The organism is Actinorectispora metalli, assembly GCF_056323685.1.
In genome coordinates this window covers 1,866,677-1,892,610 of sequence record NZ_JBREYE010000001.1, presented here as the reverse complement: position 1 = coordinate 1,892,610, position 25,934 = coordinate 1,866,677, and the positions used below count along the sequence as shown (strand labels likewise).

Below are 25,934 nucleotides of genomic sequence, written 5' to 3'. Positions count from 1 at the left end.
CCCGGCCGCGGAAGAAGTACACAAACCGGTCGACGCGGACCGACCGGGCATGACCCGCCGTCACAAGACCATTACGGCCGACGTGATCACTGCTCCGTTCGGCGTAACATCGCGCTCGGCGCCCACCTCACCCCGCCCCTCGGTGAGGTGGGCGTTTCGCGACGCGTGCGACTAGGCGCATCGAGTGGCGAACTGGACTCGTGGCAGCCCTCCGGGTTTGAATGGTCTAAACCATTTTCGGGAGGACCAGTGGACAGCGCCGTCAGGGCTTCCCGCGCACTGCTGCGCGGCCGCATCGTCGGATCGACCGTGGTCCGGTGGCGGTCCGGCCGCATCGCCGAGGTGACCGAGCAGCAGGCGGACGGCCAAGCCGACCTGGTGCTGGAATCGGGCACCCTCACCCCTGGGCTGGTCGACCTCCAGATCAACGGCTTCGCGGGCCTGGACTTCGCCGCGGCGGACCCCGCCTCGATGGCCGCGGTCTGCGGCGCCCTGCCCGCCACCGGCGTCACCCGGTTCCTGCCCACCCTGATCACCACCCCCGTGCCCGAACTGCTCCGGCAGTCCCATGCCCTGCTGGCGGCGTTTCCCGACCGCGTGGGCGCCGAGCCGCTCGGCCTGCACTTCGAGGGACCGTTCCTCTCACCGGTGCGGGCCGGGGTCCACTCCCCGGAGCTGATGGCCCTGCCCGAGCCGGGACTGCTGGACCTACTGCTGGGCGACGCGCGGGTCGCCGCCGCGCTCCGCAAGGTGACCCTCGCTCCGGAACTGCCCGGCGGGCTGGCCGCCGTGCGCCGGTTCACCGAGGCGGGTGTGCTCGTCGCGGTCGGCCACACCGACGCGCGGGCCGAGCAGGTGCGTCAGGCCGGGGACGCCGGCGCCCGCATGATCACGCACCTGTTCAACGCCCAGCGCGGCCTCGCCCACCGCGAACCCGGGGTGCCCGGCGCCGCGCTGGTGGACGACCGGTACACCCTGGGCCTCATCGCCGACCTGGCGCACGTCTCGGCCGACGTGTGCCGTCTGGTGTTCAACGCCGCGGGCGAGCGGGTGGCGCTGGTGACCGACGCGGTGGCCGCCGCGGGCATGCCGCCGGGCTGCTACCGGCTGGGCGGCGCGGAGATCGTCCTCGGCGAGGACAGCGTGCCGCGCTCGCCCGCGGGCACCATCGCGGGCAGCGCGCTCACCATGGACCGCGCCGTGCGCAACATGATCTCGGTGGGCGTTCCCCCTGCCGCCGTCCTCAGCGCGGCGACCGCGGTTCCCGCCGACGTGCTCGGCGAACCAGGACTCGGCCGCATCGAACCCGGCGCCGTCGCCGACCTGGTCTGGTGGGACGAGGCCTGGCGACCCCGCAAGGTCTGGGTCGCGGGGCGACTCGTCTTCGACCGGGACGCCGTCCCGGAGGTCGTGGAGCAGGCCGCATCCGTATTGGCCCCCTGACGTCGTTCAGCGCCGTGAACCCATCGATGGGGTCGGGGCACCAAACCTCGTCGCGGGGTGGGCTGATCGACCGGGGGAGCCGATCAGCCCACGTCAGGTGGTGGGGAAGTACTCACCCAGCACGTGGTTGGCGACCACGTCGGTGGCGTTCAGGCGGGTCGTGTCCGGTCGTATCCACGGCGCGGGGCGCTCCCCGCGGGGATGGCCCGCGGCGAGCCTGATGCGCAGGGTGCCCGCGGCGTTGGGGTCGGTGCCCAGCGGGATGGCCAGTTCGCGGGCCGTGCTGTCACCGGGATGCAGGCGCAGGGCCTTGCGCTCGCCGACGGAGACCTCCTCGGGCTTGGCCTCCTGATCCTGCGCGAAGGCCGAGGTCGGTTGGGCGCTCAGCTGGATCTCGGCGGTCAGCGTGTGGTCGGGGGTCGTGCCGTGACAGGTGTCGTCCTCCACCCGGAACACCATCGTGCCGCCGGTCAGCCTGCCCAGCGGCCCGCGGGCCATCGCGCACGCCCGGTCGGCGTTGCCCTGCGCCTGGAGGTTCCGCTCGCCCTTGGCTAGCTGGGCGGCCACCGGCTCGCGGCACTGGGCGGGCCGCGCGGAGTGCACACAGCCGCCGCTTTGCTCGGTGTCGTTCTCGCCGGGTGCGAAGCCCAGCGTGCGCCGCGCGCCCAGGAGGGCGGGGGCCGCCGCGGCGGTCCAGTCCCGGACCCTGGCACAGAGATCGTCGATCTCGTCGTGGTTCCAACGCTGGGCGTCGAACTCGATGGCACGGGTGAAGCTGATCGGCAGCCGGACCCTGCACTGTTCGGGCCGCTGGTCATTGACGCCGAAGTGGCCGCGGTAGGCGCGGAAGCCGCCGATCTCGATCGGCGCCTCGGTCACCCGCTGCGCCTGGCCGTAGTCCTGGAGCACCGCGACCGACAACCTGACCTTCATGCCGTCGAAGTCAGCGGCGCCGTAGCAGCTCTTGACGTCCTTCTCGCCGCGCTCGACCGGCCCGGTCCGGAACGGAGCGAGCACACCGTTCCGAAGCGGCGCACACGGATCGACGGTCGCCGAGAACCGGGTCGCCTCGATGGCATGCCGGTCCTTGCCCAACCGGATGCCGGGCTGGCCCAGCAACTCGGGGGTGACCGACGACCCGCAGCCCACCGCACCAACCGCCGCCAAGATCAACATCGTGGTCAGGAAAACCCTCACGTCTCATAAAGAGGCGATCGCCTGCCCACGAGTTGCATGGTTGCCGGAGTTCTTCACAGATCACACACAATTCTGTTGTGGTTGAACCACTTCTGTCCGAATCGCGTCGAATCGAACTCTCCGGTCACAGCGTTTTGGTGACCTTCGCCAGGCCCCGCGGCCGGTCGGGGTCGCCGCCGCGGGCCAGCGCCAGCCCGAGCGCGAGCCGCTGAATCGGCAGGATCTCCAGCGCGGGCGCGAGTTCCTCGGCGCAGTCCGGCAGCGGGATGCACAGTTCGGCGGGCATCAGCCCGGCGGCCGAGCCCACCGCGCAGATCTCCGGGCCGCGGGCGCCGACAGCCTCCAGCACCTCCTGCATGGCGGTGCCACCGCGGCCGTTGCTGGTCACCGCCAGCACCGCGGTCTCGGCGTCCAGCGCGGCGATCGGGCCGTGCAGCAGGTCCGCGCCGCTGTAGGACCGCGCCGACAGGTAGCTGGTCTCCGCCAGCTTCAACGCCGCCTCGGCCGCGGTCGCCGAGGAGTAGCCGCGGCCGGTGGTCACCACCCGGCCCGCGAACCGGAACCGCTGCACGATCTCCTCCACCAACGGCGCCGATTCATCCAACGCGCGCCGCGCCAGGTCGGGCAGCGCGCGGGCGTCCTTGCCGTCGCCGCCGCGGATGGCGTCGATCAGCAGGTACAGCGCGACCAGCTGCGCGGAGTAGCTCTTGGTGGCGGCCACCGCCTGCTCGACCCCGGCGCCCAAATCGATGGACAGCTCGGCGGCGGTGTCCAGCGGCGAGCCGGGCACGTTGGTGACGGCCAGCGTCAGCGCACCCTGGTCGCGGGCGTTCTCGGTGACCCGCAGCAGATCCGGCGAGCCGCCGCTCTGGCTGACGGTCAGCACCAGCACATCGGTCAGGTCGGGCTTGGCGCCGTACAGCGTCGCGGTGGACGGCGAGACCAGGCCCGCGGGCAGCTCCAGCAGCACCTCGATCAGGTACTTGGCGTACAGCGCGGCGTGGTCGGAGGAACCCCGCGCGGTCAACAGCACGAACCGCGGCTTGCGCCGGACGATTCGCTGCGCCACCTCGCCGATCTCGGCCTGCCGCTCGAGCAGCTGGGCGAATACCCGGGGCTGCTCGTCGATCTCGTGCCTCATGTGCTGCCCCGGGTTCGGCATGTCGCTCCTACTCCCTGATGTGGCCTGCCAGCAGTTCCGCCGCGGCCCGCAGGCTCACCTGCGATCCGCCGTGGGTGTCGATCCGTGCCGCGGCTCCCAAGTCTGGCCCAGGGATGCCCGTTTCGACATGGATTAGGTCTAGACCAATTTTACCCAGAGACAGGACAAGATCGCGCACCCCGGAATGGCGATGGGCGTCACGCGTGACGGCGACAACCGGCCTGCCCGCCGCCTCCGCCGCCACTTCCTCGGCGGAGACGTTGGCGTCGACCCGCCGCACCACCGTGCCCGGTACCAGCCCGCTCAGGTGGACCCCAAGACCCCACGGCACCGGCCCGACGGCCACTGATGGCGCCACCTCGATGTCCAGCACCAGCGGCGGCCTCGACAGCCGCGGCGAGCCCCGCACGCGCAGCGCCCTGGCGGCCGCCGCCATGCCGAGCCCGGTGTCCACCTCGACCGGGTCGGCCACCATCGGCCCGCCGAGGCCACGGCAGCGCCCGGCCGCCTCCCGCAGTCGTTCCAGTGGAAGCTCACCCGATCCCACCGCGCGCACGATGGCGTCGACGAGGTCGGCGACATGGCCGGGGTCGGTGTGCGAGCCGCCGACGCACAGCGCGTCCGCACCCGCCAGCAGCGCCAGCACGGCGCCCTGGCCGATGCCAACGGTGCCTGCCACCGCGCCCATGTCCAGCGCGTCGGTGATCACCGCGCCGCCGAAGCCCAGTTCCTCGCGCAGCGCGCCCTCCACCGCGCGGGCATTCAGCGTCACCGGGTAGCTGCCCCACTCCCGGACCACCAGGTGCCCGGTCATCACCGCGGCCACCCCCGCCTCCACCGCGGCCCGGAACGGCACCAGTTCGGTATCGGTGAGTTCGGCCACCGTGCGCGGCAGCACGGGAAGTTCGTGGTGCGAGTCGGCGGTCGCGGCCCCGTGCCCCGGGAAGTGCTTGGCACAGGCGGCGACGCCGTGTGCCTGCAACCCGCGCACGAAAGCCGCGACCTGTCGTCCCGCGTTCACCGGGTCGCTGCCGAAGGAGCGCACCCCGATGATCGGGTCGTCGATGGTGAGCGTGAGGTCCGCGGACGGGGCCAGGTTCAGCGTGACCCCGCAGCCCGCGAGCCTGCGGCCGAGGGACTCGGCCACCCGCTCGGTCAGCGCGAGATCGTTCGCGACGCCCAGCGCGTAGTTGCCGGGCACCACCGAGCCGCGGGCGGCGTCGAGCCTGGTGACATCGCCGCCCTCCTCGTCGATGCCGATCACCACGTCCGGCCGTTCCGCGCGCAGCGTCGCCGTCAACTCGGCCACCTGGGCGTCGTCAACCACGTTGCGCCCGAACAACACCACCCCGCCGAGACCCTCGGCGACCGAGCGCCGCACCCAGTCCGGCGGGGTGGTGCCGTCGAATCCCGGCAGCAGCACCCCGGCCGCCAGTCGCGACAGGTCCGCGTCCGTTCCGCTCACTCTCGAGTCATCCCTTCACGGCACCGGCGGTGGCGCCGGACACCAGGTTCTTCTGCACGACCAGGAAGAAGACCAGCACCGGGATGGTGAACAGGGTGGACGCCGCCATGGTGCCTCCCCAGTCGGTGCCGAACGCGGTCTGGAACGAGGACAGCCAGACCGGCAGTGTCTGCTTGCTCTGATCTCCGGTGGTCAGCACCAGCGCCATCAGGAACTCGTTCCAGGCGGTGATGAACCCGAACACCGAGGTGGCCACGATGCCCGGCCCCAGCAGCGGCAGCGTCACCTTGCGGAACGCCTCGAATCGGCCGCAGCCGTCGACCATCGCGGATTCCTCCAGGTCCACCGGGATGCCGTGGACGAAGCCCCGCAGCGTCCACAGCGTGAACGGCAGCGTGGCCGCGAAGTACACCAGGATCACCGCCGGAAGCTGGTCGAGCAGCCCGAGGTCGCGCATCATCAAGTACATCGGGATCACCAGCACCTCGAACGGTGCCATCAACGCGATGAGCACCAGCAGCAGGAATCCCTTGCGCCCGCGGAACCTGAAGCGCGCCAGCGGCACCGCGGCGATCAGCCCGGCGACCAGCGAGCAGGCCACCGCCGTGAGCACCACGATGATGCTGTTCGATGCGTACTGGACGAACCCCGGCATGGACACCGCCCGGCCGTAGTGCTCCAGCGTGAAGCCGAACGGCACCAGGTCGTAGTCGGGCGACACGATCTGGATCGTCGGCTTGATCGAGCTGGCCACCATCCAGTAGGTGGGGAAGGCGAACAGCAGGGCGATCACCAGCGTGAGGCCGGTGAGCACGGTGCGTCGCAGCGATTTCACGTTCACAGCTCCACCTCCTGGGAACGCAGCAGCAGGCGGATGTACTGGGCCGTCACCGCGACCAGCACGATGATCATCAGCACCGCCACCGCGGAGGCGACGCCGAAGTCGCTGCTCGCGAAGCCGCGCAGGTATTGCAGCACCGGCAGGGTCGTGCTCTCCCCGTTCGGGCCGCCGCGCTTGGTCACCCAGACCTGGGTGAACAGCTTGAAGTCCCACAGCACCGACAAGAAGCCCACGATGAGCAGGATCGGCTTGAGCGAGGGCCAGGTGACCGTGCGGAACGCCTGCCATGGGCTAGCGCCGTCGATGCCCGCGGCCTCGTACAGGTCCCTGGGGATGCTGAGCAGCCCGGCGTAGAGCGTGAACGCGACGAACGGGATGGCCTGCCAGGCCACGTAGAGCACGATCACGGCCAGCGTCGAGGTTCCGCTGGCGAACCAGGAGTGGCCCGCGAAGTCCAGCCCGGCCAGCACCAGGGTCTTGTTGAGGATGCCGTACTGCTGGTCGAAGATCCACAGGAACACGGTGCCCGCCGCCACCCAGGGCGTCGCCCAGGCCAGCACCAGCGCGAGCTGGAGGATCAGCCGTGTCCACTTGGGGATCTGTCGCATGAGCAGGGCCAGCAGCAGCGCGACGCCGATGGTCACCACCACGCAGGCCGCGGTGAACACCAGCGTGCGGATGGTGGCCTGCACGAACTTCGGGTCCCGGAGCACGGTCAGGTAGTTGTCGATGCCGACGAAGATGACCTCGCCGCGGAACAGTTCGCCGAGGCCGAGCTTGCGGAAGCTGGTGATCACGACGTTGACGGCGGGATAGCCGATCAGCCACAGAATGGCGATCAGCGCCGGTGCCAGCATGAGGTAGGGAATCAGCTGGTTACCGACCTTGAAACGACTGCGCAGCGGCTTTTTGGCCGCGGCGTGGCGCGGCGCCGACGGGGGCTTCCCCGTCGGCGCCGCTGAGTTGACGGTCGCTGTCATCTGAAGTTTTCCGCTACTGCGACATCAACTGGGTGATGGTGTTGGAGGTGTCGGTCGTCGCCTGCTCGACGGTCTTCTGCCCGGTGAGCACCGCGGTGAGCATGTCCAGCAACGGGTTCTGGCCCTCCTCGATCGCCACCCACTTCGGGGTGACCGGCGTGCTCTTGCCGTTCTCGGCGGCCTTGGCCATCACGCTGAAGATCGGGTCCTGCTTGAGCGACTCCGACTCGCCGACACCGGGCACCCAGCCGGTCTTGGCGACCTGGTCCTGGTACTTGGCCTCGTTCAGGAGCTTGATCCACTCCTTGGCCTTGTCGGCGTTCTTGCTGCTCGCCGGGATCGACAGCACCGAGCCGCCGAGGAACACCGGAGCGCTCTTACCGGCGTCCTTGCTCGGAATCGGGAACGCGCCGAGCTTGTCCTTCAGGTCGGGCGCGGTCTTGAGGGCGCCGGTCGCCTCGTAGGGCATGCCGATGAACATGCCGACCTTGCCCTGGGCGAAGACATCGGCCTGCTTGGGCTCGGCCTCGGTGCCGTCCTTGGGCGCCTTGGTGCCCGACTGGTCGACAAGCTGCTTGTAGAACGACACGCCCGCCCTGGCCTGCGGGGTGTCCAGGACGCCCTTCCAGGTGCCGCCCTCCTGCTTGGCGATGTCACCGCCCTCGTCCCAGATGAAGGACGACAGCGCGTACCAGTACTGGCCGGGCATGTACAGCGCCTGGAACTGCGGGTCGGCCGCGTTGGCCGCCTTGAGCTTGTCGATGGCCGCCAGCCACTCCTGGCGGCTGGTCGGCGGCGCGGTGATGCCCGCCGCCTGGAACAGGTCCTTGCGGTAGATCACGAAGCGGTTGCCGCCGTAGAACGGGACGCCGAAGGTCTTGCCCTCGAAGGTGCCCGCCTCGGTCAGCGCCTGGTTCCACTTGGCCTTGCCAAGGTCCTCGGCCGAGCCGGTGAGGTCGGTCAGCGTGCCCGCGGAGGCGTACTTAGACGCGTGCGTGGAGCCAAGCTCCACGATGTCCGGCGGGTTGTTGCTGGCCAACGCTGCCGTCAGCTTGTTGCCGATGCCGGTCCACTGCTGGACCTCGTACTTGACCTTGACGCCGTGCTTGTCCTCGAACTCCTTGTTCAGCTGGTCGGTCAGCTCCTTGGGAGCGGAACCGGTCATCAACCAGACGGTCAGCTCCTTGCCGCCGCCGCTGCTCTCGGAACCCCCTCCGCAACCGGCAGCGGCCAGCACCATGGCGGTGGCCCCGACCACCAGCTTTGTCCAGCGCCTCACTCTCAACCCCATTTCTCACCCGGGCCTGTGGTTCCGGGCGGGTACGTCTGGCCACTCCAAAGTGGTGTAGACCAATGGTGGAAGGGTGGTCCGCGTCACTGGCACTGTCAAGGTCGTTGCCAAGCCGTTGCTAAAACGGATTCAGGTTTTCCGGGCTGGACACGGCCCGTGATCGCCTTGGAACCTGGCCCCGGTGCATCCTGGAGCGTTAAGGGGAGAATGTGGCCAGAGGAGGAGACGATGCTCGACACTGAGCCGGCTGATGTCGGCGGTGCGTTGCCGGTCAGGGCCGCGAAAGAACCCAAGTACTGGGGCCTGAAGCGCCACCTGCTGGACATGCTCCGCTCACTGCCGCCGGGATCGCCCATCCCGACCGAGCGCTCGCTCGCGTCGGAGTTCGACGTGTCCCGCACCACAGTCCGGCAGGCGCTGTCCGAACTGACGGTGGAGGGGCGACTGGTTCGCGTCCAGGGCAAGGGCACCTTCGCGGCCGCTCCCAAGGTGGCGCTGCGACTCCAGCTTTCGTCCTACACCGAGGACATGCGCGCCCAGGGCCGCCAGCCGACCTCACGGCTGCTGGAGGCCAGCGAACAGGCCTGCGAGGCCGAACTCGCCCGCAGGTTGGGCATCCGTCCCGGCGCCAGGGTGCTGCGGCTGCGGCGGCTGCGCCTTGCCGACGGCGAGCCGATGGCCATCGAGACCACGCACCTGCCGCTTGGCCGGTTCCGGGGGCTTCGCCGCTACATCGCGGCGGGCGGCTCGCTGTACCAGGTGCTGCGCGACCGGTTCGGCGTCGAACTCGGCCACGGCGAGGAGACGATAGAGACCGCATTGGCCACCCCGGAGGAAGCGGAATTGCTCGGCGCCGATGTCGGCATGCCGATGTTGCTGTTGTCTCGTCATTCCTTTGACGTGGAAGGCAAGCCGGTCGAATGGGTGCGAGCGGTCTACCGCGGAGATCGCTACAAGTTCGTGGCCAGCCTCAATCCACCTCGCGCGTGACCGATTTCCGGTATTGGGAAGGTATGCCGGGTTGGCGTGGTTGGGTCGCAAACTTCTCTTCTAAGCCATAACCCGCCTGTCCTCTTGCGATCTCCTATGACCAGGATGAGCTGGGGTTTCGAGGACTTACGATCGGCGGCAACAGTTTGCGACCTATGAGGGTTACGTTTCAATAAATCGCATCGTATGGTGAGACACGTCCTTCCGAGGACACCCGAGGGTGACGGCAAGTAATTGCGCGGTCACCCCCGACATCCGAAATAGACCCATGAGCACACCCCTGCCGTGCTCTACGGGTTCCCCCTGCATATGACGGATGGAGAAAACCATATGAGGCGAGTATCGAAGATCGCCGGTTCCATTGTTCTCGCGGCCAGTACGGCAACGGCCCTCGCGCTGCCGGCCACCGCGTCCGACACCATCGACAGCAGTTCGCTGAACGAGCTTGTCGCCTCCGCAGACATGATCCCCGCGCTCCAGCGCGACCTCGGCCTGACCGCCGAGCAGCTTCGGCACCGGCTGATCGACGAGCACAAGGCGTCGACCGCACAGGCCACGCTGGCCAAGGTGCTCGGCGCCGACTTCGGCGGCGCGTACTTCGACGCGGCCAAGGGCAAGCTCGTGGTCGGCGTCGTCGACACCGCCGACGAGGCCACCGTGCGCGAAGCAGGCGCGGAGCCCCGCAAGGTCGACTACAGCACCTCCGACCTGGATGCCGCGGTCGCCAAGCTGGACTCCAAGGCCCAGTCGGCGCCGCAGAGCGTGCCGAGCTGGTACGCCGACGTGGCCGCCAACCGCGTCGTGGTGCTCAACCACAAGGGCGCGGGCGACATCGCCAGGTCCTTCGTCGCCGCCAGCGGCGTGGACGCCGCCAAGGTGACGTTCACCGAGTCGGCCGAGCAGCCACGCACGTTCATCGACGTGATCGGCGGCAACGCCTACCGCATCGGTAGCTCGCGCTGCTCCATCGGCTTCTCGGTGGAGGGCGGCTTCGTCACCGCGGGCCACTGCGGACGCCAGGGTGCGGCCACCACCAGTCCGAGCGGCACCTTCGCCGGGTCCAGCTTCCCCGGCAACGACTACGCCTGGGTTCGGGTCGCCGCGGGCAACACCCCGCGTGGCCTGGTCAACCGGTACAACGGCAGCACCGTCTCGGTCGCCGGTTCGACCGATGCCGCGGTCGGCGCCTCGGTGTGCCGCTCCGGGTCCACCACCGGCTGGCACTGCGGCACCATCCAGGCCCGCAACGCCTCGGTGAGCTACCCGCAGGGCACCGTGTCCGGCCTGATCCGCACCAACGTCTGCGCCGAGCCTGGTGACTCCGGCGGCTCGCTGCTCGCCGGTTCGCAGGCCCAGGGCATGACCTCCGGTGGTTCCGGCAACTGCTCCAGCGGCGGCACCACCTTCTTCCAGCCGGTCAACGAGGCGCTTCAGGTCTACAACCTGCGTCTGATCACCGGCGGCTGACGCTTCAACGCCGCACCGGCGGGCACTCACCCAACCCGGGTGGGTGCCCGCCGCAGCGTCTGGGCGATGCGCCGCGCGACGTCCTCTGGGTGCTCGGCCTCGGTCAGCACCCGCACCACCACGATCCGGTCAGCGCCCGCGGCGATCACCTCGTCCAACCGGTCCTCGTCGATCCCGCCGATGGCGAACCACGGCCGCTCGGTGCCCTGCGCCACGGTGTGCCGCACCAGGTCCAGCCCCGGCGCCGAACGGCCCGGCTTGGTGGGCGTCGGCCACACCGGACCGGTGCAGAAGTAGTCCACCCCCGGCTCCGCCGCGGCCGCGTCGGCCTGCGCGGCGTCGTGCGTCGAGCGGCCGATGGCGATCTCCTCGCCCGCGATTCGGCGGGCAAGCGGCACCGGCAGGTCGTCCTGACCGAGGTGCAGCACATCGGCCCCGGCCGCCACCGCGATATCGGCCCGGTCGTTCACCGCCAGCAGCGCACCGTGCCGCGCGCAGGCCTCGGCCATGATCTCCAGCGCGGCAAGCTCCTGCCTGGCCTCCAGCGGACCGTCCGGCCCCTTGTCCCGAAGCTGGATGATGTCCACGCCGCCCGCCAGCACGGCGTCGACGAACTCGGCGAGGTCGCCCTCCCGGCGGCGGGCGCCCGTGCACAGATAGAGCCGGGCATCGGCCAGCCTGGTTCGAATCCGCTCCCCGCTGAGTCCGGGCATGACCTTCCCTTCACACGACGCTGTTGGCGGCAAATGTAGCCGGCCGGCGCCGGTGCGCGGGGTCACAGGCCTGCACTCGGCGGGTCCGCTGGGTTACGGTGGAGGGGAAGCGGCCGTGGAGTGGCCGCAGGGTCCGCACGGGAGTCCGGAATGGACCGGGCTGAGAGGGGGTCTGCCGACCCCGACCGTCGAACCTGATCCGGGTCATGCCGGCGCAGGGAGCGTGGTGGTCGATCGTGTGTAGTCAGCATGTCGTGGTCGTCGGTGGCGGCGTCATCGGGCTGTCCGTCGCCTGGCGCACGGCGCGGGCGGGGCATCCCACCACCGTCGTGGACCCCGATGAATCCGGAAGCTCGTCCTGGGTGGCGGGCGGCATGCTCGCCCCGGTCACCGAGGCCTGGCACGGCGAGGAGGAACTGCTCGACCTCGGCCTGGCCGCCGTGCGGTGCTGGCCCTCCTTCGCCGAGGAACTCGCCGCCGAGGGCGCCGATCCCGGCTTGCGCACCGACGGCACGCTGGTCGTCGCGGGCGATCCCGCCGACCGCGCCGAACTGGACCGGCACGCCGAGTTCCTGGCCCGCCTCGGCCGTGACGTGGAACGCCTCACGCCGCGCCAACTGCGCGCCGTGGAACCCGGTATCGGCCCCGCCGTGCGCGGCGGGCTGTCCGTGCCCGGCGACTTCTCCGTGGACAACCGCGCCCTGCTGGCGGCCCTGCGCCGGGCCTGCGAACGCAACGGCGTGACGCTGATCGGCGAACCCGCCGAGCAGGTCACGGCGGGTTCGGTGCGGCTGTCCGGGCGGGAATTGCGCTGCGACACGGCGGTGATCGCCGCCGGTGTCGGCAGCGCCGCGCTGCATCCGGCGTTGGCGGCGGTGATCCGTCCGGTGAAGGGCGAGATCCTGCGGCTGGAGCGCACCAGATACTCGGTGCCGCCGCCCCGCCGCACGGTCCGCGCGCTGGTGGAAGGCCGCCCGATCTACCTGGTGCCACGCGGGGAACACGGCGTGGTGCTCGGCGCCACCTCGCAGGAACGCGGCTTCGACACCGCCGTCACCGTGGCAGGCGTGCGTGATCTGCTGCTCGGCGCCGAGCACGTGATGCCCGGCCTCGCCGAGTTCGCCATCGCCGAAAGCGTGGCAGGGCTGCGTCCCGGCAGCAGGGACAACCTGCCGGTGATCGGCCAACTGGAGCCGGGCCTGCTGGTGGCCACCGGCCACTACCGCAACGGCATTCTGCTCGCCCCGGTCACCGCCGACGCCGTGCTCGGCCTGCTCACCGGCGAGCCGGTGGCCGCGGCCGAGGCGGCAGGCCCCGAAAGGTTCACTGTGGAGGTTTCGGACTGATGTGGATACGGCTCAACGGTTCCCGCCGCGAGGTCGCGCCGGGCATCACGCTGGCACAGGTGCTGGCCGAGATCGGCGTGCCCGCCTCGGGGGTGGCCGTCGCGGTGAACGACGAGCTTGTGCCGCGGGCGGACTGGCCGTCCACCCCGGTGACCGATGACGCCGTGGTCGAAGTGCTGACCGCCGTGCAGGGAGGCTGACATGCTGGACGACCCACTGCTGATCGCCGACCGCAAGTTCGGCTCCCGCCTGATCATGGGCACCGGGGGAGCGGCGAACCTGTCCATTCTGGAGCGTGCGCTGGTCGCATCGGGCACCGAGCTGACCACCGTGGCCATGCGGCGCATGGACGCCGAGGGCGGCACCGGCGTACTGGACCTGTTGCGGCGTTTGAACGTCGAGACGCTGCCCAACACCGCGGGCTGTCGCACCGCCGCCGAGGCCGTGCTCACCGCCCGCCTGGCCAGGGAGGCGCTGGAGACCTCCTGGGTGAAGCTGGAGGTGGTCGCCGACGACCGCACCCTGCTGCCCGACCCGGTCGAACTGCTCGACGCCGCTGACCAGCTGGTGGCCGACGGCTTCACGGTGCTGGCCTACACCAACGACGACCCGGTGCTCGCGCTGCGGCTGGAGGAGATCGGCTGCGCCGCGGTGATGCCGCTGGGCTCACCGATCGGCACCGGCCTGGGCATCCGCAACCCGCACAACATCGAGCTCATCGTGGCCAGGGCGGGTGTGCCGATCGTGTTGGACGCGGGCCTCGGCACCGCATCGGACGCGGCGCTGGCCATGGAACTGGGCTGTGACGCCGTCCTGCTGGCCACCGCCGTGACCAGGGCGGAGGACCCGGAGCGGATGGCGACTGCCATGCGCCACGCCGTGATCGGTGGACGGCTGGCCAAGCTCGCCGGGCGGATTCCCAAGCGGTACTGGGCGCAGGCCTCAAGCCCGTCGCGGGACTGACCCGCACGGCGATTCGGAGTGGGTGGCCGCGCTCGGCCGTTGTGATGCGGCCACCCATCTGGACTGGTGCTCGCGATTCGCCGTCTGGCGCAGGGCTAGAGCTTCCACTCCTGCCGCTTCTCGGGCCAGAAGAGGTAGGAGACGAGAATCAGCCCCCAGATGGTCAGCGGCCACACCGGCCAGAAGAAGCGCAGGTCCCCGCTGGTGATCGACTGGATGGCCCAGATCGTGATCATGATGAAGGCGCCGCCGAGCCAGTAGCTCCACTCGTTGCGCCACTCCAGCCGCTCCCTGGCCTTGGTCTCGGCCTTGACCCGCTCCGCCGACACCGGCAGATCCTCGGTCAACGGCACCAGTTCCCGCCGCGTGGTGGCTTGCAGCGCCAACTGCAACCGCCGGTCGTACTCGGTGACATCCAGGCTGCCCTCGGCGAACCCTTCTTGCAGCCGCTCCACCACGCCTTGCCGGTCGGCGTCGGACGCCCGCACCTCGGCCTTGCTCATCTTCCACCCCCACCTAGTTTGCAACACGACTGTATCAAATAAAGCCTGGCGCGCAGAAGTCCCTTCCGAGGTACCCACGGCGGGACTTCCGCGCACCAGGTTCGGCGGATCAGACGCGGACGGCGTCCTCGCGTTCCGACCGCAGCGCCGCGACCTGCTCCTTCAACTCGCGCAACTCGGTGAGCACCGCCTGGTGGTTGGCGTTTTCGAAGGCGAGTTCGTCGGCCTGCCGCTCGTCGGCCAACTGGGACTCCATGGCACTCACCACCACCGCGATGAACAGGTTCAGCACGATGAACGTGCACACCAGTATGTAGACCACGAAGAAGATCCAGGCCCAGGGCTGGACCACCATCAGGCTTTCCGCCGTCTCCGCCCAGCCTTCACCGGTCATCACCTGGAACAGCGTGAACAGCGAGGTGCCGAGGCCACCGAACTGCTCGGGAGCCGCGGCGCCGAACAGCTTCGTCGCGATCACCGCGGACAGGTAGATCACCAACCCCAGCAGCGCGATGATCGAACTCATCCCAGGCACGGCGGTGAGCAGGGCCGTGACCACCCGGCGCATGCTGGGAATCGCCGACACCAGCCGCAGCGAGCGCAGCACCCGCAGCGAGCGCAGCACGCTGAACGCGCTGCTCGTCGGTGCCACCGCGATGCCGATGATGACCAGGTCGAACCAGTTCCACGGATCATGCAGGAAGCGCAAACCGTGCGCGTAGAACCGCACTGCCAACTCGATGACGAAGATCGCCAGCGCCAGCCGGTCCACCACGTCGAGCAGCCCGCCGTGCCGGGCCACCAGCGTCGGCGAGGTTTCCAGACCGAGCGCGATGGCGTTGACGACGATGACGCCGATGATGAAGTTCTGGAAGCGGGCGGAGTCCACCAAGGCGCGAAGCCGAGCACGAGACCACATGTGCGCAGACTTTTTCAGACGGATTCCCCGCTGACGCGCCAAAACGACGACACCGGCCCCACACCTGACCCCAACGGGTAGGCCGCTGCCACCGCTCGGGTGACATACCGTTTCCCGAACTGCACCGCGTCAGGTACCGAGGCGCCCTGCGCGAGCGCCGAGGTGATCGACGAGGCCATGGTGTCCCCGCCGCCGTGAGTGTGCGGTGTGACATACCGCGGTCCCGGCAGTTCGATGAAGTCGGCGCCGTCGTAGAGCACATCGACGCACTCCGGGTCGGTGTGCAGGTGCCCGCCCTTGACCAGCACCCACTCCGGGCCCAGCGCGTGCAGCGCCTTCGCCGCTTCCCGCTGCGATGACCGGGAATCCACCGTCACGTCCACCAGCAGCCGCACCTCGTCCAGGTTCGGCGTCACCAGCGTGGCCCGCGCGAACAGCTTGCGCAGCGCCGTCATGGCGTCCTCGTGCAGCAGCGGATCACCGTGCATGGACGCGGCAACGGGATCGACCACGAACGGCACCGAACCCCGCCGCCCGATGCCCACCCGGTCGCAGGCGTCCCCGATGGCCTCGATGATCGCCGCCGAGGCCAGCATGCCGGTCTTCGCGGCGTTCACCCCGATATCGCCCGCCACCGACTCGATCTGCGCCGCGACGGTCTCCGGCGGGATCTCCACGAAACCGCTGACGCCCACCGAGTTCTGCACGGTGACCGCGGTGATGGCGGTCATGCCGTGCACGCCGCAGGCCAGGAACGTGCGCAGATCGGCCTGTAGGCCCGCGCCGCCACCGGAATCGGAACCGGCGATGGTCAACGCCCGCACCGGAGTGACCCCCGGTGCGGGCAGCGAAAGCTCGAACATCAGTCCGCCATCGGCAGGTAGACCTTGTTGCCTTGCGCGGAGAACTCCTCCGACTTCTCGGCCATCCCGGCCTCGATCGCCTCGACGCTGTCCAGACCGCGTGCGGCCGCGTAGTCCCGGATGTCCTGCGTGATCTTCATCGAGCAGAACTTGGGCCCGCACATCGAGCAGAAGTGCGCGGTCTTCGCGGGTTCGGCGGGCAGCGTCTCGTCGTGGTAGGCCCGCGCGGTGTCGGGGTCCAGCGACAGGTTGAACTGGTCGGTCCAGCGGAACTCGAAGCGCGCCTTGGACAACGCGTCGTCGCGCTCCTGCGCCCGGGGGTGGCCCTTGGCCAGGTCCGCCGAGTGCGCCGCGATCTTGTACGCGATCACGCCCTGCTTCACATCGTCCCGGTTGGGCAGACCCAGGTGCTCCTTGGGCGTGACGTAGCAGAGCATCGCGGTGCCCGCCTGCGCGATGATCGCCGCGCCGATGGCCGAGGTGATGTGGTCGTAAGCAGGCGCGATGTCGGTGGCCAGCGGGCCGAGGGTGTAGAACGGCGCCTCGCCGCACAACTCCTCTTCCATCGCCACGTTCTCCACGATCTTGTGCATCGGCACGTGGCCGGGGCCCTCGATCATCACCTGCACGTCGTGGCCGCGGGCGATGTGCGTCAACTCGCCCAGCGTGCGCAACTCGGCGAACTGCGCCTCGTCGTTGGCGTCCGCGATGGAACCCGGCCGCAGCCCGTCACCGAGGGAGAACGTCACGTCGTAGCGCCGCAGGATCTCGCAAAGCTCCTCGAAGTTGGTGTAGAGGAAGCTCTCCTTGTGGTGCGCAAGGCACCAGGCGGCCATGATCGACCCGCCGCGGGAGACGATGCCGGTGACGCGTTTCGCGGTCAGCGGCACATAGCGCAGCAGCACGCCCGCGTGCACCGTCATGTAGTCGACGCCCTGCTCGCACTGCTCGATGATGGTGTCCCGGTAGACCTCCCAGGACAGCTTCGCCGGATCGCCGTTGACCTTCTCCAGCGCCTGGTAGATCGGCACCGTTCCGACCGGAACCGGCGAGTTGCGCAGAATCCACTCGCGGGTCTCGTGGATGCGCTTGCCGGTGGACAGGTCCATGATCGTGTCGGCACCCCAGCGGATGCCCCACACCATCTTCTCCACCTCTTCCTCGATGGAGGAGGTGACTGCGGAGTTGCCCAGGTTGGCGTTGATCTTCACGCAGAACTTCTTGCCGATGATCATCGGCTCGATCTCGGGGTGGTTCCGGTTGGCGCAGATCACGGCCCGCCCGATGGCCACCTCGCTGCGCACGAACTCCGGGTCCATGCCCTCGCGGGCGGCGATGTACTCCATCTCCTTGGTGATGATCCCGGCCTTGGCGTAGGTGAGCTGGGTCACCGAGCCTTTGATCGGCTCCCGCTCGTCGATCCACGGCTGCCGCAGCTTCGGCAGGCCGCTCTGCACGTCGATGGTCACGGCGTCGTCGGTGTAGGGGCCGGAGGTGTCGTACAGATCGAGGTGCTCACCGTTGGTCAGCTCCACCCGCCGCTGCGGAATCCGCAGGCCGGAAGGGGTGTCAACGTAGATCTTGCGTGACCCGCTGATGGGGCCGGTGGTGACGCTGGGCGTGATGGAGCGATCGGCAAGAGCCGTCATGGAGTTCCCTTCCCTACGCCGGCATTACCCGGACAGGTTCCTTCGGTCGGCGGCCCCGGTTACCCAGCCGCCCTCTCAGCCCGCTGTAGGTGCGAGCTCCCGTGGTCTGCAGTTGTCTTCAGGCGAGGCTAATGCCCGGCGTGCCATCGCGCCACCGTGCGGGAAGACACCACGTCCGGCAGGCGTTGTGCACGGCGAGGGAAAGGGGGACGGCGATGTCGGCAGAGGTGCTGCGTTATTCGGCCTTCACGGTGGCGGGCGAGGGCGGCAACGGCGCGGGCGTCGTCCCGGACGCCGAGGGCATGTCACCGGAGCGCATGCGCGCGCTCGCGGCCGAACTCGGCTACTCGGAGACGGCGTTCCTGTTCCCCACCGGCAAGGCCCGCGACTACCGCATCCGCTACTTCAGCGCGGCGGCGGAGGTCAGCTTCTGCGGCCACGCCACGGTGGCCGCCGCGGTCGCGCTCGCCGACCGGGACGGCCCCGGCGACATCCTGCTGCACACCGGCCAGGGCGAGGTGCCCGTCAGCACCACGCGCGGCGAGGACGGCCTGGTGCGCGCCACCCTGACCAGCGTCCCCACCCGCAGCCGCCCAGCGGGGCGCGCCGAACTGCTGGCCACCCTGGACCTGCTGGGCTGGCGGGAGGACGAACTGGACCCCGACCTGCCCTCGCATGTGGCCTACGCGGGCGCCGAGCACCTCGTGCTCGCCGCGCGGACTCGGGCGCGACTGTCCGAACTGGACTACGACTTCGACGGCCTGCGCGACCTGATGGAACGAGCGGGCTGGACCACGCTGCAACTGGTGTGGCGGGCCGATGAGACCACCTTCCACGTGCGCGACCCGTTCCCGGTCGGCGGCGTGGTCGAGGACCCCGCGACCGGTGCCGCCGCCGCGGCGTTCGGTGGCTACCTGCGTTCGTTGGAGCGGATCACCAAGCCCACCAGGCTGGTGCTGCACCAAGGCGAGGACATGGGCAGCCCCAGCGAACTCCTGGTGGATGTCGACCCCGCCGACGAGCGAGTGCGGGTGACCGGGACGGCGACGCGCCTCTAGTCCTAATCCCGGAACGGGTCTGGTGCGGTGGCCCGGGTCGCAGGTCGGCCGCGCACAGCCGGTTTGGAGGCGGCTCTAGTCGTCCTCGTCCTCATCCCGGAACGGGTCAGGTGCGGTGGCCGGGTCCCAGCTCAGGCCGGGCACGCCCCACTCGTTGGCCTTGACGGCGCGGCGGGCCTCCCGCTTGTTGCGGCCGATCAGTCGGTCCAGGTAGAGCAGCCCGTCGAGGTGGTCGGTCTCATGCTGGAGGCAGCGGGCGAAGAACCCGGTGCCCTCCACGGTGATCGGCGTGCCGTCCGGGTCCACCCCGGTCACCTTGGCCCAGTTCGCCCGCCCGGTCGGGAACGCCTCACCCGGCACCGAGAGGCAGCCCTCGAAATCGTCCACCGGGTCCGGCATGCCCTCGGGCACCTCCGAGGTCTCCAGCACGGGATTCACCACCACACCCCGGAAACGATTGCCGCCGTCATCGGGGCAGTCGTAGACGAACAACCGCAGGTCGACGCCGATCTGGTTGGCAGCGAGCCCAACTCCGTTGGCCGCACCCATTGTCTCGAACATGTCTTCGACTAGACTCTTGAGCTCTGCGTCGAAGTTCTCGACCGGCCGGGTGGGGTTGTGCAACACCGGATCGCCCACGATCCGGATGGGGTGAATCGCCATGCGACCACCTTAACGACGGCAGACCGGCGGGTCCGCCGCGCAATCGCCAGTTGCGCTTCGGAGTGTCCCCCGACCGTGGTTGAATGTCCGAATGAGGTCGCGCGGCAAGCGCCCCGGCCTCCCGAGCGCACAACGCTGCGATGCGAGGAAGTCCGATGGACCATGCGGAGTCGTTGGTCCCGGTTGAGCAGCAACAACAGCCAACCGGCCTGACCGATCGCGATCTCGCCATCCTCGCGTTCGAGAAGCAGTGGTGGAAGTACGCGGGCACGAAGGAACAAGCCATTCGGGAGATCTTCGGCCTGTCGGCGACGCGCTACTACCAGGTTCTCAATAGGCTGATCGACAACGAGGCCGCCCTCCGGTTCGACCCTATGCTGATCAAGCGTCTGCGCAGGGTCCGAGTCGGAAAGAAGCGGACGCGCGTAGCCAAAAGGCTGGGCTTCGAGCTCAGCTAAGCGAGCGCCGAAAGGTCAGCCATGAGCTCCGTCGATCCCTCCAACCAGTACCGACCGCTGCGCATCGCAGGCGTCATCCTGTTGGGGCTGGCCGCGGTGTCCCTTGTGCTTGGCCTGGTCTCGCTGACCGGCGGCGGCTCCGGCGACGGCAACTCCGCCCAGCCCCCCGGCGACTCGGCCGCCACCAGCACCACCCAGACCTCTCATGGCGAGACCACCACCTGGTCGCTGCCGGTGCCCAGTTCGCTGTTCACCACGACCACAACCCCGCCGCCCGTCACCACGACGCCCCCGCCGGACCCCAACCAGCCCGGCGGCCCGAACGGCCCCGGCGACGGCACGGTCCCCGCGGCCCAGAACGTCCAGGTGCGCGTCTACAACAACAGCACCATCAAGGGCCTCGCCGCCCGCGCCGCCAGCGACCTCTCCGGCGCGGGCTGGCAGGTCGTCGAAACCGGCAACTACTCCGCGGGCCGAATCCCCACCACCACGGTCTACTTCCGCCCCGGCACCGAAGAACAGGCCGCCGCGCAGACCCTGGCCACCAACTTCAACATGCGCGCCGAACCCCGCTTCGACGGCATCGCGGGCTCCAGCCCCGGCCTGATCATCATCGTCACCAACGACTACCGCGGCCCCGCCGGTAAAAACTAGCCCCGGATTCGGCAGCGAAAACTCCCCCGTCATACGCCTTGCCGGGGGAGTTTGGTTCGCAGGCCCGCCAATCTTTCAAGGCGAAGACACCGAACCACGTCCACTGAGGACAGCCCGAGCTACCGGTTGTCGCGGCGGTCCGACTTGCGTAGGCCGAGGCTGCGCCAGTTTTGGCGCCAGGGGCGGTCGGGGTGGGGGCGGCCGTGGCCATTGCGGCGGGGGAGGCGGACCGCCTTCATCTTGATCGCCGCGCCCGCGACCCGGCGGCGCAGCGGGGGGCGCAGGCCGAGGCGGCGGTGGCTGCGGCGGATGGCACGGCGCTCGCGCGGCGGCACGTCCCACGCCTCGGGGTGGCGGGCCAGCCAGCGGTAGCGGTGCGCCGCGTAGGGCAGGTGAGCCAGGTACAGCACCATCGCCACGGCCAGCGCGGCGAACGGGAAGATCACGATGGCGGAGGCGATCAGGGCCACCGCGATCAGCAGGGGCGCCACCGCGCCGGGGGGCGCCGACACCTTCTTCACCGACAGCGTCGGGATGCGGCTGATGGCCAGCGCCGCGACGGCCACCGTCCACGCCGCGACCGCGGGCAGGGTGCTCCACCAGCCCTCGCCGACCTCCAGCACGACCACCAGCGGCAGCAGCGCCAGCAGCGCGCCCGCCGGGGCGGGCACGCCGACGAAGAACTCTTTGGTGAACGGCGGCTGGTCGACGTCCTCCAGCAGCGTGTTGAACCGGGCCAGCCGCAGCACCATGCACACCACGAACAGCAGCGCCACCAGCCAGCCGACGCGGTGCTCGTCAAGCTGCCATGAGTAGAGGACCAGCGCGGGCGCGACGCCGAAGGACACCGCGTCGGCCAGCGAGTCCAACTCGGCGCCGATCTTGCTGGTGGCGTCGAGCATGCGGGCCAGCCGCCCGTCCAGGCCGTCCAGGATCGCGGCGATGCCGATGGCGGCCACCGCGCCCATGTGGTTGCCCGCCAGCATCAACTGGACCGACGATAGCCCGGCGCACAGCGCCAGCACCGTGATCGCATTGGGCAGCAGGCGGACGCCGGGGGCGTTGCGGGCGTGCATCAGACGGTGGCCGAGGGAAGCTCGGCCAGCACCGTCTCACCGCCGATGGTGCGCTGGCCCGGCTCGACCAGCACCCGGCTGCCCGCGGGCAGGTAGACGTCCACCCGGGAGCCGAAGCGGATCAGCCCGTAGGTCTGGCCAGCGGCGACCTTCTCGCCCGCCGTGATCGAGCAGACGATCCGCCGCGCGACCAGCCCGGCGATCTGCACGACGGCAAGCTGGTGGCCGTCCACCGAGGTGATCAGCACCGAGTTGCGCTCGTTGTCCTCGCTGGCCTTGTCCAGGTCGGCGGAGAGGAACTTGCCGGGGCGGTAGGACACTTCGTCGACCAGTCCTGCCACCGGAATCCGCTGCACGTGCACGTCGAACACCGAGAGGAACACGCTGACGCGGATCATCTCCCGGTCCTGGGGCAGGCCGAGTTCGGCGGGCGGCACGGCCGGGAGGACCTGCGACACCATGCCGTCGGCTGCCGCGACCGCGACGCCGGGACGGCTGGGGGTGGTGCGCTTGGGCTCGCGGAAGAACCAGGCGACCCAGGCGGTGAGCACGAAGCCGATCGCGCCGAGCCTGCGGGAGAAGCGCCGCAGCAGCAGCGACAGCGCGGCGGCGCCGACGACGAAGGGGATTCCTGCCTTGTTCATCGGCGGCACCGTGTCGCGGATGAGCTCGAGCAGGTGGTTGGGGCCAGAAGGACGTGACGCGGACATCGTTCTCCGTGCGTGCTCCGGGATTGGCCCCTCACCGTACGCCGCCGGAAAAAGCGAGTCGGGACCGGTGCCCCGAGCGCACCGGTCCCGACCCGGGACCGTCGGGCGCGCGTGACGCGCCCAGTCGGTCCTCCCCGTTACGGGCTCATGTGTCCCCCGACGACTCACGATCCCGTGTCGACGATGAGACGCCGTTGGGGGCGACTCATCACGTGGTTCCGAGTGTAATTCCTGTCACAGGCCGTGAACAGGTCTGAGCGATGAGTGGTTGGTCACAATAGGTCACAACTCGCGGGCACTGTGTCACTGGACCACGTCCAATTGCCCGAAGTGTCATGATTCTGGTGCCCAAAAAGAGACTATCGGGTGTATCGCGCGCACGACCAATGGGGCTGACGCGCCTAACCGAACAACACATCCAACCGGCGGCCGGTCGCGCAGAGTGGACACTTCTCCGGTGGCCAGATGCGGCTGTCCAGCCGACCCGCCGCCTCCAGAGGCAGCCGCTGGGAGGCCGCCCACGGCGCCGCGGTGTCGCCGAGGACGAATAACGCGCCCACCGCCACCGGCACCGCGTTGCCCGCCCGCAGCGCCGCCACCGTCGCCCTGGTCGCCGAGCCCGCGCTGATCACGTCGTCGACCACCGCGGTCCGCTTGCCCAGCGTCGGCAGCACCTGCGGCACGGTGTACCGCGTCGCGTACAGGCCCGGCCGGGTCTCCTGCCGCTTGCTGAAGAAGAACTCCACGTCCAGTTCGATGGCCAGCTGCTGGGCGACGAACGCGCCGCCGAGCAGCGGACCGCAGACCGCGTCCAGCCGGTGCTCGGCCAGCCGCTCCGCCAGCGTCCTGATCAGCGGTTGCAGCGCGCGCGGGCGCAGGAACAACGCGTCGAGCTCCAGCCAGAGCTCGCCGTGGTGCCCCGACTCCAGCTGGAAATGCCCGCGCCGCGCGGGGATCAACGTCGTCGGGTCCATCAGTCCCGCGTCCGGAACAGGGTGACCTCCGCGCCTTCTGGCAGGTCGGTGACCTCCTCCGGGATTTCCAGCAGGCAGTTCGACGCCGCCAGCGCCGCGAGCAGGTGCGAGCCCTGCCCGCCGACGGGCGTGACCGTGCCCAGCGCGGGATCGTGGTTGGCCCGCCGGTACTGCCGCCGCCCGGCGGGTGCCCGCAGTTCCTCGGTCAGCACCGCGGTCAACCTCGGCCGTTCCGGCTGCGGATATCCGGCGGCGGCCCGCAGCGCGGGCCGCACGAACACCTCGAAGGACACCAGCGCGCTCACCGGGTTGCCCGGCAGCGCCACGAACGGAACGCTGCCCTGGTACACCCCGGCGCCCTGCGGCATACCGGGCTGCATGGCGACCTTGGTGAACTCGACGCCGGTCCCCGCCAGCGCCTCCTTCACCACCTCGTAGGCCCCCGCGCTGACCCCGCCGGAGGTCATCACGAGGTCGACGGAGTCAAGGTGCGGCGCCAGCGCGGCGTGGAAGGCGTCGGTGTCGTCCGGCACGAAGCGCAGCAGCCGCGCCTCGCCGCCCGCCTGCGTCACGGCGGCGGCCAGCATCACGCCGTTGGACTCATAGATCTGGCCGGGTTGCAGTCGACGGCCCTGCTCCACCAGTTCGGAGCCGGTCGACAGCACCAGCACCCGAGGCGCCTTGCGCACGGTGAGCTCGCCTGCGCCGACCGCCGCGGCCAGCCCAAGCTGGGAGGCGTCCAGCACGCAGCCCGCGGTGAGCACCCGCTGGCCCGCGGAGACGTCCTCGCCCGCGCGCCGGATGTTGGCGCCGAGCCGCACCGGCTCGTACACCAGCACCTCGCCGGTCCCGCCGTCGGTGTATTCCACCTGGACCACGGCGTCGGCACCGGAGGGCACCTGGGCGCCGGTCATGATCCGGTGCACCGTGCCGGGCAGCAGCGGCGGGATGTCGAGTCTGCCCGCCGGGATGTCCTCGGCCACCGTGAGCGTCACCGGCTCATCGTCGGTGGCGCCGGTGAGGTCGACGGCACGCACGGCATAGCCGTCCATCGCGGAGTTGTTGAACGGCGGCAGCGGGATCGTCGAGACGACGTCCGCCGCCAGCACTCTGCCGAGGCATTCGCCCAGCGGGCGGCTCTCGGACGCCGTCGGGGTCAGCAGGGAGCGCACCCGCTCCAGGTGCTGCTCGACGCTGACCCGGCGACCGGTCGAGTTCTTCTTCCGCACGTGCCGTTGTGCTCCCACAGCCCCTATCCCACCAGATGTCTCGCCGCCTCCGTGCCACACTGCGTTCATCGACCGATTGGTCGCCGAGTTGTTGTTGTCACGTAGCCGTTAACGATCTTCGTACCGCTGTGAGGAGACCGCAGTGCAGGTTCGCACCCGTCACACTCCTTCCTTCGGGGTCGCGCGGTTGCTGCTGGCGCCGGGGGAGCAGGTTCTCGTGGACAGCGGCGCCATGCTGGCCACCAGTTACGGCGTCGCGGTGGAGAACAAGCTGCGGGACGGTTTCCTGAAAGCACTTGCCAAAGCGGTGATTTCCGGCGAGCCGAAACAGGTCGCCTCCTTCACCGCGCCGCCGGAGGGCGGCTGGGTCGATGTCACAGCCAATCTGCCGGGTGATCTTCATGTGCTGGAGCTGGCGGGCGTCCAGAACTGGTGTGTAACGAAAGGATCATGGCTCGCCTCGTCGGCGACGGTGGTCTTGGACACCCAGTGGGCCGGGTTTCGCAACCTGTTCGGCGGTGAAGGCGGTTTCCTGGTGCACGCGGGCGGCCAAGGCGCGTTGGTGCTGTCGTGTTACGGCGCATTGGACCTGGTCACGCTGAGTCCCGGCGAGCTGGTGACGGTCAACACAGGACATGTCGTGGCATATACCGACACCGTCCACACCCGTCTTCGCACGGTCAGTCACGGAACTGCGCAATCGATCAAGAACGGTGCTGGCCTGGTATTCGATTTCGCGGGCCCCGGACAGGTATTGACACAAACTCGTAACCCAAGATCGCTGGTGGCGTGGATGCAGACCAACTGGGTTGCATCGCGAAGTTGAGTTTCCGTGTTAACAACGGACTAATCGGCACTACTCCACTCGGATTTAACCCCCTTCCGGTCACGGAGAGTTCGGGTAGCGTGGCGGTGCGCATTTGGCGCTGTGGCGCTATGAACCGAACGAGGAGGATGCCGTGGCGGTCGGCACGGTCAAGTGGTTCAACTCCGAAAAGGGCTATGGCTTCATCGCCCAGGACGGCGGCCCCGATGTCTTCGTGCATTACTCGGCTATCCAGATGGAGGGCTTTCGCACACTGGCGGAAGGGGATCGGGTCCAGTTCGAGGTGAAGGCGGGCAGAGACGGCCGCAACCAGGCCGACGCCGTCCAGAAGGTCTAGGCACCCCGCATCGTCAGGTGCACAGCGGATCCAAAGCTTCGAACCGCATCGTGGCGGTCTTGTCCCAGGGGAGTGTGCGGGCAGGGCCGCCATAGTCTTTTTGACAGCGAATCAGCCGAACCGCCCGCACGGCGAATTGCGCGGGCGTTAGGCTGCG

27 protein-coding genes and 1 riboswitch are annotated in these 25,934 nt (G+C 69.5%); of the genes, 11 read left to right on the top strand and 16 right to left on the bottom strand.

Annotation, left to right across the window (positions count from 1 at the left end):
* Positions 1-249 precede the first annotated feature (249 nt).
* Positions 250-1,443: an N-acetylglucosamine-6-phosphate deacetylase gene (nagA, locus tag ACU6XJ_RS08680; protein WP_476308348.1), complete on the top strand. Its 1,194-nt coding sequence runs from the start codon at positions 250-252 to the stop codon at positions 1,441-1,443.
* Positions 1,444-1,536: 93 nt separating this feature from the next.
* On the opposite strand, the gene ACU6XJ_RS08675 is transcribed toward nagA, so the two are convergent.
* The 6 genes from ACU6XJ_RS08675 to ACU6XJ_RS08650 form a co-directional block, all read right to left on the bottom strand.
* The gene (locus ACU6XJ_RS08675; protein ID WP_476308346.1) at positions 1,537-2,619 is read right to left on the bottom strand and encodes a hypothetical protein; all 1,083 of its coding nucleotides are present in this window, start codon (positions 2,617-2,619) and stop codon (positions 1,537-1,539) included.
* A gap of 145 nt (positions 2,620-2,764) precedes the next feature.
* The gene (locus ACU6XJ_RS08670; protein ID WP_476308345.1) at positions 2,765-3,781 is read right to left on the bottom strand and encodes an SIS domain-containing protein; all 1,017 of its coding nucleotides are present in this window, start codon (positions 3,779-3,781) and stop codon (positions 2,765-2,767) included.
* A gap of 28 nt (positions 3,782-3,809) precedes the next feature.
* Entirely contained in the window at positions 3,810-5,267 is a 1,458-nt protein-coding gene (locus tag ACU6XJ_RS08665) for a glycoside hydrolase family 3 N-terminal domain-containing protein (RefSeq protein WP_476308343.1), read from the bottom strand.
* A gap of 7 nt (positions 5,268-5,274) precedes the next feature.
* The gene (locus ACU6XJ_RS08660; RefSeq protein ID WP_476308342.1) at positions 5,275-6,108 is read right to left on the bottom strand and encodes a carbohydrate ABC transporter permease; all 834 of its coding nucleotides are present in this window, start codon (positions 6,106-6,108) and stop codon (positions 5,275-5,277) included.
* Positions 6,105-7,088 carry a carbohydrate ABC transporter permease gene (locus ACU6XJ_RS08655; protein WP_476308340.1) on the bottom strand — a complete coding sequence of 328 codons (984 nt, stop codon included), beginning with the start codon at positions 7,086-7,088 and terminating at the stop codon, positions 6,105-6,107. The genes ACU6XJ_RS08660 and ACU6XJ_RS08655 overlap by 4 nt, the downstream gene beginning before the upstream one ends.
* A 13-nt stretch (positions 7,089-7,101) precedes the next feature.
* Positions 7,102-8,367: a sugar ABC transporter substrate-binding protein gene (locus ACU6XJ_RS08650; RefSeq protein ID WP_476308339.1), complete on the bottom strand. Its 1,266-nt coding sequence runs from the start codon at positions 8,365-8,367 to the stop codon at positions 7,102-7,104.
* A gap of 240 nt (positions 8,368-8,607) precedes the next feature.
* Here ACU6XJ_RS08650 and ACU6XJ_RS08645 point away from each other — a divergent pair, with 240 nt between their 5' ends.
* Complete coding sequence (locus tag ACU6XJ_RS08645; RefSeq protein WP_476308337.1) at positions 8,608-9,369, top strand: GntR family transcriptional regulator; 762 nt, start codon at positions 8,608-8,610, stop codon at positions 9,367-9,369.
* Between the two features lie 330 nt (positions 9,370-9,699).
* On the top strand, positions 9,700-10,836 hold the full coding sequence (locus ACU6XJ_RS08640) for a S1 family peptidase (RefSeq protein ID WP_476308336.1): 1,137 nt from the start codon (positions 9,700-9,702) through the stop codon (positions 10,834-10,836).
* Positions 10,837-10,862: 26 nt separating this feature from the next.
* Here ACU6XJ_RS08640 and thiE read toward each other — a convergent pair whose 3' ends face one another.
* Positions 10,863-11,549 carry a thiamine phosphate synthase gene (gene thiE, locus ACU6XJ_RS08635; protein ID WP_476308334.1) on the bottom strand — a complete coding sequence of 229 codons (687 nt, stop codon included), beginning with the start codon at positions 11,547-11,549 and terminating at the stop codon, positions 10,863-10,865.
* A gap of 127 nt (positions 11,550-11,676) precedes the next feature.
* A riboswitch (TPP riboswitch) is annotated at positions 11,677-11,787 on the top strand.
* Here thiE and thiO point away from each other — a divergent pair.
* The 3 genes from thiO to thiG all read left to right on the top strand — a co-directional run bounded on the left by thiO (position 11,786) and on the right by thiG (position 13,858).
* Positions 11,786-12,895, top strand: a complete 1,110-nt coding sequence (gene thiO / locus ACU6XJ_RS08630; protein WP_476308333.1) for a glycine oxidase ThiO — start codon at positions 11,786-11,788, stop codon at positions 12,893-12,895. (Overlaps the previous riboswitch by 2 nt.)
* Positions 12,895-13,095, top strand: a complete 201-nt coding sequence (gene thiS / locus ACU6XJ_RS08625) for a sulfur carrier protein ThiS (RefSeq protein ID WP_476308332.1) — start codon at positions 12,895-12,897, stop codon at positions 13,093-13,095. The genes thiO and thiS overlap by 1 nt, the downstream gene beginning before the upstream one ends.
* A gap of 1 nt (position 13,096) precedes the next feature.
* The gene (gene thiG / locus ACU6XJ_RS08620) at positions 13,097-13,858 is read left to right on the top strand and encodes a thiazole synthase (RefSeq protein ID WP_476308330.1); all 762 of its coding nucleotides are present in this window, start codon (positions 13,097-13,099) and stop codon (positions 13,856-13,858) included.
* A gap of 95 nt (positions 13,859-13,953) precedes the next feature.
* Here thiG and ACU6XJ_RS08615 read toward each other — a convergent pair whose 3' ends face one another.
* The 4 genes from ACU6XJ_RS08615 to thiC form a co-directional block, all read right to left on the bottom strand.
* Positions 13,954-14,361: a DUF1707 SHOCT-like domain-containing protein gene (locus ACU6XJ_RS08615; protein WP_476308329.1), complete on the bottom strand. Its 408-nt coding sequence runs from the start codon at positions 14,359-14,361 to the stop codon at positions 13,954-13,956.
* Between the two features lie 109 nt (positions 14,362-14,470).
* Positions 14,471-15,280: an ion transporter gene (locus tag ACU6XJ_RS08610; RefSeq protein WP_476308328.1), complete on the bottom strand. Its 810-nt coding sequence runs from the start codon at positions 15,278-15,280 to the stop codon at positions 14,471-14,473.
* 14 nt (positions 15,281-15,294) lie between these two features.
* Positions 15,295-16,143 carry a bifunctional hydroxymethylpyrimidine kinase/phosphomethylpyrimidine kinase gene (thiD, locus tag ACU6XJ_RS08605; protein WP_476308326.1) on the bottom strand — a complete coding sequence of 283 codons (849 nt, stop codon included), beginning with the start codon at positions 16,141-16,143 and terminating at the stop codon, positions 15,295-15,297.
* Positions 16,143-17,792 (bottom strand): phosphomethylpyrimidine synthase ThiC, encoded by a 1,650-nt coding sequence (thiC, locus tag ACU6XJ_RS08600; RefSeq protein WP_476308324.1) that lies wholly within the window; start codon positions 17,790-17,792, stop codon positions 16,143-16,145. Before thiC ends, thiD begins: the two co-directional genes overlap by 1 nt.
* Positions 17,793-18,007: 215 nt before the next feature.
* On the opposite strand from thiC, the gene ACU6XJ_RS08595 reads away from it, so the two are divergent.
* On the top strand, positions 18,008-18,850 hold the full coding sequence (locus ACU6XJ_RS08595; protein ID WP_476308322.1) for a PhzF family phenazine biosynthesis isomerase: 843 nt from the start codon (positions 18,008-18,010) through the stop codon (positions 18,848-18,850).
* 75 nt (positions 18,851-18,925) lie between these two features.
* Here ACU6XJ_RS08595 and ACU6XJ_RS08590 read toward each other — a convergent pair whose 3' ends face one another.
* On the bottom strand, positions 18,926-19,513 hold the full coding sequence (locus ACU6XJ_RS08590) for a peptide deformylase (protein ID WP_476308320.1): 588 nt from the start codon (positions 19,511-19,513) through the stop codon (positions 18,926-18,928).
* 155 nt (positions 19,514-19,668) lie between these two features.
* On the opposite strand from ACU6XJ_RS08590, the gene ACU6XJ_RS08585 reads away from it, so the two are divergent.
* Together ACU6XJ_RS08585 and ACU6XJ_RS08580 are read left to right on the top strand one after the other, a co-directional pair.
* Positions 19,669-19,971, top strand: a complete 303-nt coding sequence (locus ACU6XJ_RS08585) for a DUF3263 domain-containing protein (RefSeq protein WP_476308318.1) — start codon at positions 19,669-19,671, stop codon at positions 19,969-19,971.
* Positions 19,972-19,992: 21 nt separating this feature from the next.
* Positions 19,993-20,625, top strand: coding sequence for a LytR C-terminal domain-containing protein (locus ACU6XJ_RS08580; RefSeq protein ID WP_476308317.1), 633 nt, complete (start codon positions 19,993-19,995; stop codon positions 20,623-20,625).
* A gap of 119 nt (positions 20,626-20,744) precedes the next feature.
* On the opposite strand, the gene pssA is transcribed toward ACU6XJ_RS08580, so the two are convergent.
* The 4 genes from pssA to moeA all read right to left on the bottom strand — a co-directional run bounded on the left by pssA (position 20,745) and on the right by moeA (position 24,614).
* The gene (pssA, locus tag ACU6XJ_RS08575) at positions 20,745-21,701 is read right to left on the bottom strand and encodes a CDP-diacylglycerol--serine O-phosphatidyltransferase (RefSeq protein ID WP_476308316.1); all 957 of its coding nucleotides are present in this window, start codon (positions 21,699-21,701) and stop codon (positions 20,745-20,747) included.
* A complete protein-coding gene (locus ACU6XJ_RS08570; RefSeq protein ID WP_476308314.1) occupies positions 21,701-22,411 on the bottom strand; it encodes a phosphatidylserine decarboxylase in 711 nt (236 codons plus the stop codon). Before ACU6XJ_RS08570 ends, pssA begins: the two co-directional genes overlap by 1 nt.
* A gap of 401 nt (positions 22,412-22,812) precedes the next feature.
* Positions 22,813-23,385 carry an orotate phosphoribosyltransferase gene (locus tag ACU6XJ_RS08565; RefSeq protein ID WP_476308312.1) on the bottom strand — a complete coding sequence of 191 codons (573 nt, stop codon included), beginning with the start codon at positions 23,383-23,385 and terminating at the stop codon, positions 22,813-22,815.
* Positions 23,385-24,614, bottom strand: a complete 1,230-nt coding sequence (moeA, locus tag ACU6XJ_RS08560; protein WP_476308310.1) for a molybdopterin molybdotransferase MoeA — start codon at positions 24,612-24,614, stop codon at positions 23,385-23,387. Before moeA ends, ACU6XJ_RS08565 begins: the two co-directional genes overlap by 1 nt.
* Before the next feature lie 142 nt (positions 24,615-24,756).
* Here moeA and ACU6XJ_RS08555 point away from each other — a divergent pair, with 142 nt between their 5' ends.
* Together ACU6XJ_RS08555 and ACU6XJ_RS08550 are read left to right on the top strand one after the other, a co-directional pair.
* Positions 24,757-25,440 (top strand): TIGR00266 family protein, encoded by a 684-nt coding sequence (locus ACU6XJ_RS08555; protein ID WP_476308308.1) that lies wholly within the window; start codon positions 24,757-24,759, stop codon positions 25,438-25,440.
* A 133-nt stretch (positions 25,441-25,573) separates the two neighbouring features.
* The gene (locus ACU6XJ_RS08550) at positions 25,574-25,777 is read left to right on the top strand and encodes a cold-shock protein (protein ID WP_476308307.1); all 204 of its coding nucleotides are present in this window, start codon (positions 25,574-25,576) and stop codon (positions 25,775-25,777) included.
* Positions 25,778-25,934: the final 157 nt, after the last annotated feature.